The sequence below is a fragment of the Streptomyces sp. ISL-12 genome (genome assembly GCF_018614415.1).
Classification (GTDB): domain Bacteria; phylum Actinomycetota; class Actinomycetes; order Streptomycetales; family Streptomycetaceae; genus Streptomyces.
Window position 1 is genome coordinate 67,135 of the sequence record NZ_JAGGOO010000084.1, and the last position, 7,900, is coordinate 75,034.

The 7,900-nt window shown below is 68.1% G+C and carries 5 protein-coding genes; 3 read left to right on the forward strand and 2 right to left on the reverse strand.

The genetic code is table 11. From position 1 onward, the window contains the following. Positions 1 to 80: 80 nt before the first annotated feature. Together J7I94_RS23485 and J7I94_RS23490 are read right to left on the reverse strand one after the other, a co-directional pair. Positions 81 to 1,577: a glycosyltransferase family 87 protein gene (locus J7I94_RS23485; protein ID WP_215169697.1), complete on the reverse strand. Its 1,497-nt coding sequence runs from the start codon at positions 1,575 to 1,577 to the stop codon at positions 81 to 83. Between the two features lie 129 nt (positions 1,578 to 1,706). Next, complete coding sequence (locus tag J7I94_RS23490) at positions 1,707 to 4,373, reverse strand: transglycosylase domain-containing protein (RefSeq protein ID WP_215169699.1); 2,667 nt, start codon at positions 4,371 to 4,373, stop codon at positions 1,707 to 1,709. A 362-nt stretch (positions 4,374 to 4,735) separates the two neighbouring features. Between J7I94_RS23490 and J7I94_RS23495 the strand changes: the two genes are divergently transcribed. The 3 genes from J7I94_RS23495 (at position 4,736) to J7I94_RS23505 (ending at position 7,882) form a co-directional block, all read left to right on the forward strand. Next, entirely contained in the window at positions 4,736 to 5,413 is a 678-nt protein-coding gene (locus J7I94_RS23495; RefSeq protein ID WP_215169701.1) for a PadR family transcriptional regulator, read from the forward strand. A 44-nt stretch (positions 5,414 to 5,457) separates the two neighbouring features. After that, positions 5,458 to 6,540, forward strand: a complete 1,083-nt coding sequence (locus J7I94_RS23500) for an inositol-3-phosphate synthase (RefSeq protein ID WP_215169703.1) — start codon at positions 5,458 to 5,460, stop codon at positions 6,538 to 6,540. A 79-nt stretch (positions 6,541 to 6,619) separates the two neighbouring features. Next, positions 6,620 to 7,882, forward strand: coding sequence for an MFS transporter (locus J7I94_RS23505; RefSeq protein ID WP_215169705.1), 1,263 nt, complete (start codon positions 6,620 to 6,622; stop codon positions 7,880 to 7,882). Positions 7,883 to 7,900 lie beyond the last annotated feature (18 nt).

Below are 7,900 nucleotides of genomic sequence, written 5' to 3' on the forward strand. Positions count from 1 at the left end.
CCGCAGCACAAAGGCCGTACCCGGATCGCCGGGTACGGCCTTCCGCGTGCCGGGGAGGCAGTCGCTCCCCGGGAGTCCGCTCAGCGCGGCCCGTCGCCGTGCGGCTCGGTGCCCCACTCCACGTGCGGTCCCTCGAACTCCTCCGCGTCCCGCCCCGGACCCGCCCCGCGGGCGAGGACGAAGACATCGGCGGCGCCGTCGAGCACCCCGCCGGAGGGATCGTCGTCACCGGCCCTGCGCACCGGGTCCCGGTCCGGCATCAGGATGTCGCGGACCACCATCACACAGAGGTAGAGCGTGCCCAGCAGATGCAGTCCGATCGCCCAGTGGTAGCCGTCGGCCGGCAGCCCCTTGTGGGCGTCTCCGCTGGTCGTGTAGGCGAGGTACATCCAAATGCCCAGGAAGTAGGCGACCTCGCACGCCTGCCAGATCAGGAAGTCCCGCCACTTAGGCCGGGCGAGCACCGCCAGCGGCACCAGCCACAGGACGTACTGGGGCGAGTAGACCTTGTTGGTGAGGATGAAGGCCGCGATGATCAGGAAAGCGAGCTGGGCGAAGCGCGGCCGGCGGGGCGCGGTCAGCGCGAGTGCCGCGATGCCGCCGCAGCACAGCGCCACCAGCAGCATGGCCAGGGTGTTGACCGTCTCGGTGCTGAGCGGGTCGTCCGAGTTCTGCGCCAGGACCAGCCAGAAGGATCCGAAGTCGACGCCCCGCTCCTGGCTGAAGGTGTAGAACTTCGACCAGCCGTCGAAGGCGAAGAGCATCACCGGCAGATTCACCACGAGCCAGGAGACGGCGGCGCCGCCGAGGGCGATCCCGTACTCCCGCCACTTGCCCGCTCGCCAGCACAGGACGAGCAGCGGTCCGAGGATCAGGAACGGGTAGAGCTTGGCGGCCGTGGCGAGCCCCAGGAGGACGCCGAAGGCGAGGGGGCGGCTCCTGGACCACATCAGCATCGCCGCGGCCGTCAGAGCGACCGCCAGCAGGTCCCAGTTGATGGTCGCCGTGAGGGCGAAGGCAGGCGCCAGGGCGACCAGCAGGCCGTCCCACGGTCGCCGTCCGTGTGTACGGGTCACGCAGACCGCGATGACCACCGCGCAGATCATCAGCATGCCCGCGTTGACCAGCCAGTACCACTGCTGCTGGTCCTGGATGCTGTCGCCGCCCGGCGTGAGCCAGGAGGCCACCTCCATGAACACGCCCGTCAGCACCGGGTACTCGAGGTACTGCATGTCGCCGGGGATCTTGTCGAAGTACGGGACTAGCCCGTCCGCGAACCCGCGTCCGGTGAAGAGGTGCGGGATGTCCGAGTAGCAGGCGTGTGTGTACTGCGAGCCGGCGCCGAAGAACCATCCGCCGTTGTAGCAGGGCGCCTTCTGGACCAGGCCGAGGGCGAACATGCCGATCGCCACGAGTGCGATCACCCGTACCGGGGTCCACCAGGACGTACCGAGCAGGGCCCGTCGGCCGAGGGGGCCACCGAACAGCTCACTGCCGGCCGCCGCGACCTGGTCCTCCTGGGTCGGCCGCACCGGGTCCGGCCGGGTGCTCGCTTGCGTCGATTCTGCACTGGGCATGAGGCACATCCTGCCGTACGTACCTCTGAAAACGCCGAGGGCCGCCGCACCCGGTCGGTGCGGCGGCCCTGTTTCACGTGAAACATACGGGTGTTTCACGTGAAACACCCATGCCGGGCGATCCGGCAGCTATCCGAAGATGCCTCCGTCATTGCCTCGTGAGTTGCCGGCTTCCTCCGACTCCGTGGCGGATGACGTCGGGGATTCGCTGGCGTCACCATCGCCCTCGTCGCCCGTCTCGGTACCGCCGTCCGACCCCTCCTCGCAGCCCCACTCCCAGGCTCCGCAGGTCTCGCTGGTGGTGGGCGACGGCGAGGTCTCTTCCTGCGTCTCCGATTGCGTCGGGGTCGGCGACGGACTCTCCGACTCCGCCTCCTCGGTCTCCGTGGCCGAGGCGGTGGCCGACGGGGACGGTTCGTCGTTGACGACCTCGCCGATGGCCTCCGGCTTGGGGAACTTCACCGCCGGCTCGCCCTTGAGCGCGTCCTCCATGTAGTCCTTGAAGATCTCGGACGGGAACGAGGCACCGTGGATCTCCTCCTGGCCACCCGTCCCGTACATCTCCAGGAACTGCCGGTTCTTGACGCTCTCGTCGTCCGGGTAGCGGAACATGCTGATCGCGGTGGAGAGCTGCGGGGTGTAGCCGACGAACCAAGCCGACTTGTTGCCGTCGGTCGTACCGGTCTTGCCGGCCACCTCCCGGCCCGTGAGCCGGGCGTTCTTACCGGTGCCCTTCTCGACGACGGTCTTCAGGACGTCCGTGACGTTGTCCGCGACCTTGGCGGTGAACGCCTGCTCGGTCTGCACCTTGTGCGTATAGATCGTGCCGTCCTTGTTCGTCACCTTGGTCACGGAGAAGGGGTCACGCTGCTTGCCGCTGCTCGCGAAGGTGGCGTAGGAGCCGGCCATCCGGATCGCGCTCGGGTCGGAGATACCGATGGAGAACGAGGGGAACGTGGTGCCGGCCAGGCTGTCCTCCAGCAGGCCGGCCTTGATCGCGGAGTCCTTCACCTTGTCCAGGCCGACGTCCATGCCGAGCTGGACGAAGGCGGAGTTGATCGACTCCCGCATCGCCTCGCGAAGGTCGATCATGAAGTCCGGCGCCTCACCGGCGGTGGCGTCGGCACCGCCGTCATTGGTCTGCAGCCACTCCTCGCCCTTCTCGTTCTGCCAGACGCTCCCGTCGTAGTTCTTGACCTTCCACTTGTTCTTGCCGCTGTACAGGCTCTTCGGCGAGACCACCGTGCGCTCGTCCTCCGACTGCACCTCACCGAGGTCCGGATCACGGACGCCGTACGTCATCGCGGCGGCGAGCACGAACGGCTTGAACGTCGAACCGACCTGGGCACCGGTCACATCGGCGTTGTTGGTGAAGTGCGTGGTCGCGTCCTGACCGCCGTAGATGGCCTCGATGGCACCGGTCTCAGGATTCACGGAGGCACCGCCGAACTGGACGTCGGTGTCCTTGTCGGGGCGCTTCTTCGGGTCGATGTTCTCCTTGTAGACCTTGGTGACCGCCTTCTCGAGCTCCTCGACCTTCTTCTTGTCGAAGGTCGTGTAGATCGAGTACCCGCCCTGTTCGAGCTGGTTGGTGGTGACCACGTCGTTCTTGACCAGCGACGCCTTGGCCAGGTCGACCAGGTAACCGATCTGCCCGCTCAGCTGGGTGTTCGACCGCGGGTTCTCCCACTTGGGGAGTTCGGTGTACTTGGCGCGTTCCGTCTCGCTGAGGTGCTCGTACTCGACCATCTTGTCGAGGGTGTCCTGCATCTGCAGCAGGGCCCGCTTCTGGTTGGCCTTCGGCGTGGCGGCCGAGTCGATGGACGTCGCTCCGGCCGGGTCGTAGTAGGTCGCGCCCTTCAGCATCGCCGAGAGGAAGGCGCACTCCCCGGGGTTCAGATCTTCGGAATCCTTGTCGAAGTACGCCCGTGACGCCGCCTGGATACCCCAGGCGCCGCGGCCGTAGTAAGCGGAGTTGAGGTAACCCGCGAGGATGTCCTGCTTCTTGAGCTTGGTGCCGACCTTGATCGACACGAAGATCTCCTTGACCTTGCGGGAGATCGTCTGCGACTGGTCGTCCAGCATGGCGTTCTTGACGTACTGCTGGGTGATGGTCGAGCCGCCCTGGGTGTCGCCGCCCATCGCCATGTTGTACACGGCGCGCGCGATGCCCTTGGGGTCGATGCCGCTGTCGTCGTAGAAGGTCTTGTTCTCCTGCGAGATCACGGCGTTCTGCATCGCCTTGGGGATCCGCGAGAGGTCGACGATCTGCCGGTTGCGCTCGCCACCCGTGGAGACCATCTGGGTGCCGTCGGCCCAGTAGTAGACGTTGTTCTGCGCCGTCGCGGTCTTCGCCTCGTCGGGGATGCCCACCATCGCGTACGCGATGCCCGCCGCGGCGACCATGGCGCCGAAGAACCCGACGCACAGGCCGGAGACCAGCTTCCAGGACGGCACCCAGCGGCGCCATCCGTACTTGTCGAAGCGCGGATAGTCGATGATCCGCTTCTTGCCTGGCGCGGGCGCCCGGCCGCGCCCCGGCGGGGCGGCGCGCCTCCCGCCGCGGCCCGGTTCGGCCGCTCGGCGACGGCCACCACCGCTGCGCTGGGCCGCACGGCGGGCCTCGGCGCGGCTCCCGTACTGTTCCTCACCTCCCGGCGCGTGCGAGCCGGACGGAGACTCTGTGGCGCCTCGCGGTGCCGCACGGCGGCCGGAGGACGAACCGGACTGGCCGCGTCGGGCCGCGGCACGTCCGCCTCCCTGCGGCTGCGGCGGTTTGCGACGGTGCTCGCTCATCGAACGACTACTCCTCGGGCAGGCGCACCATTGCGCGCCTGGCAACGGCGGCTGGTTTCCGGTCCCCCCGAAGTACGGATGCGGCCCCTGCCGTATTCACCCGTACTGCACCAGGGACAGGGACGCCCCCGGGCATCACTCGGTTCCCGGTGGTCTGCATGGCGCACAGACTACGCACCGGCGAAACCCCTGAGCTTCGAAGTTCACCTCAAATCAGGCAACTTGCTTTCCATGAATCAACGATGTGATCCCGTTCACGGGTTTTCCTCTTGTCGCACACGAGAGGCCGTTCTATCGTCTGGATGTATCGAGTCGATACATCAGCTCGGCATAAGGACCCAGGCGACCAAGGGGAGGCGACGATGAGCCGGCGTTCCGGCATCCTTGAGTTCGCCGTCCTCGGCCTGCTCCGCGAGTCCCCGATGCACGGCTATGAGCTGCGTAAACGGCTCAACACGTCACTGGGTGTGTTCCGGGCGTTCAGCTACGGAACGCTGTATCCCTGTCTCAAGACGCTGGTCGCCAACGGCTGGTTGATAGAGGAACCGGGGAACACCCCTGAGGCCACCGCCCCTCTGGCGGGACGCCGAGCCAAGATCGTCTACCGGTTGACGGCAGATGGTAAGGAGCACTTCGAGCAGCTCCTCTCGCAGACGGGTCCCGACGCGTACGAGGACGAGACCTTCGCCGCCCGCTTCGCCTTCTTCGGACAGACGTCGCGTGACGTACGCATGCGCGTACTGGAAGGGCGCCGCAGCCGGCTGGAGGAGCGCCTGGAGAAGATGCGCGCTTCGCTGGCGCGCACCCGGGACCGTCTGGACGACTACACGCTGGAGCTCCAGCGCCACGGCATGGAGTCCGTGGAGCGCGAGGTGCGCTGGCTGAACGAGCTCATCGAGAGCGAGCGGGCGGGACGGGACCTGCGCGGTTCCGGCCCCGAGGGGTCCGCTCGACAGGACACCACACATGGAGCGCCGGGCGGTCTGCCCCGGTCCGGGGACGACCCGCGACCGGATACGCCCGACGACACCGCCACGTGAGCGCCCGGCCAGGGCCTCACTCGTACACACAGGGAGCAACCGGAATGGGTTCGGTTCGCGTAGCCATCGTCGGTGTGGGCAACTGCGCCGCATCGCTGGTGCAGGGCGTCGAGTACTACAAGGACGCCGACCCGGCGGCCAAGGTCCCCGGCCTGATGCACGTCCAGTTCGGCGACTACCACGTCAGCGACATCGAGTTCGTCGCCGCGTTCGACGTGGACGCCAAGAAGGTCGGCCTGGACCTCGCGGACGCCATCGGCGCCTCCGAGAACAACACCATCAAAATCTGCGACGTGCCGAACACCGGCGTGCAGGTCCAGCGCGGCCACACCCACGACGGTCTCGGCAAGTACTACCGCCAGACCATCGAGGAGTCCGCCGAGGAGCCGGTCGACATCGTCCAGGTCCTCAAGGACAAGCAGGTCGACGTCCTGGTCTGCTACCTGCCCGTGGGCTCCGAGGTCGCGGCGAAGTACTACGCCCAGTGCGCCATCGACGCCAAGGTCGCCTTCGTCAACGCCCTCCCGGTCTTCATCGCGGGCACCAAGGAGTGGGCGGACAAGTTCACCGAGGCCGGTGTCCCGATCGTCGGCGACGACATCAAGTCGCAGGTCGGCGCCACCATCACGCACCGTGTCATGGCGAAGCTGTTCGAGGACCGGGGCGTCGTCCTGGACCGCACGATGCAGCTGAACGTCGGCGGCAACATGGACTTCAAGAACATGCTCGAGCGCGAGCGCCTGGAGTCCAAGAAGATTTCCAAGACGCAGGCCGTCACCTCTCAGATCCCCGACCGGGACCTCGGCGCGGACAACGTCCACATCGGCCCGTCCGACTACGTGGCCTGGCTGGACGACCGCAAGTGGGCCTACGTCCGCCTGGAGGGCCGTGCCTTCGGTGACGTTCCGCTGAACCTGGAGTACAAGCTCGAGGTCTGGGACTCCCCGAACTCCGCCGGCGTGATCATCGACGCCCTGCGCGCCGCGAAGATCGCCAAGGACCGCGGCATCGGCGGCCCGATCCTGTCGGCGTCGAGCTACTTCATGAAGTCCCCGCCGGTCCAGTACTTCGACGACGAGGCCCGCGCCAACGTCGAGAAGTTCATCGCGGGCGAGGTCGAGCGCTGAGCCGCTCCGACCCGCGAACGGAGGAGGGCCCCCGAGGCAGTACGCCCGGGGGCCCTCCCCGTATGTGAGGCTGTGCCCCATGGCCGTCGTCCGTGACCTGCGCGTCCTGCTGCGTCTGAAGGGGTTCAGGCGCCTGCTCGCCGTCCGCCTGCTCTCCCAGGGGGCCGACGGTGTCTACCAGGTCGGACTCGCCACCTACGTCGTCTTCTCCCCGGAGAAGCAGACCTCGCCGGCCGCGGTGGCCTCCGCCATGGCGGTGCTGCTGCTCCCGTACTCGCTGGTCGGCCCCTTCGCCGGCGTCCTGCTCGACCGCTGGCGCCGCCGCCAGGTCTTCCTCTTCGGCAACCTGCTGCGCGCCCTGATGGCCTCGGTGACGGCCCTCCTGATGATCGCCTCGGTCCCGGACTGGCTCTTCTACGTCTCCGCCCTGTGCGTCACCGCCGTCAACCGCTTCGTCCTGGCCGGACTGTCCGCCGCGCTGCCCCGGGTGGTCGACACCGACCGCCTGGTGATCGCCAACTCGCTCTCCCCGACCGCCGGAACCCTGGCGGCGACGGCGGGCGGCGGTCTCGCCTTCGTCGTCCGCATCGTGATCGCCGACACCGACGCCGCGGTGGTGGTGCTGGGAGCCGTCCTCTATCTGTGCGGCGCCCTGGCCTCGCTGCGCATGGCGGCGGACCTGCTGGGGCCCGACCGGGCGCTGATCCGGCCCCGGCTGGCCACCGCCCTCACCGGCACCGCACGCGACCTGATGGCAGGGGTCCGGCACCTCGCCGCGCCGGTCCGCCGGGAGGCGGCCTGGTCGCTGGCCGCCATGACGCTGATGCGGTTCTGCTACGGCGCCCTGCTGGTGATGCTGCTGATGCTGTGCCGGTACGCCCTGACCTCCGGAACGGACGAAGGACTCGCCCTGCTGGGACTGGCGCTGGGTGTCTCGGGCGCCGGCTTCTTCGCGGCGGCGGTCCTCACCCCCTGGACGGCGGGCCGACTCGGCCCCGGCCGCTGGATGGCCCTGTGCGCCGCGGCCGCCGCGGTCCTGGTGCCTGCCCTCGGCCTCCCGTTCGCCACCGCACCCTTGATCGCCGCCGCGTTCGTCCTGGGGCTCATCACCCAGGGCTCGAAGATCGCGACCGACACCATCGTGCAGTCCTCGGTCGACGACGCCTTCCGGGGCCGTATCTTCTCCGTCTACGACGTGCTGTTCAACGTCGCCTTCGTCGGCGCAGCCAAGGTCGCCGCCCTCATGCTGCCGCCGGACGGCCGCTCGGTACCGCTTGTCGTGACCGTAGCCCTGGTCTACGCGGTGGTCGCGGCGGCCATGGTCCGTCGCGTAGGCCGTTAGGGCCTGTCGTTTGGATCA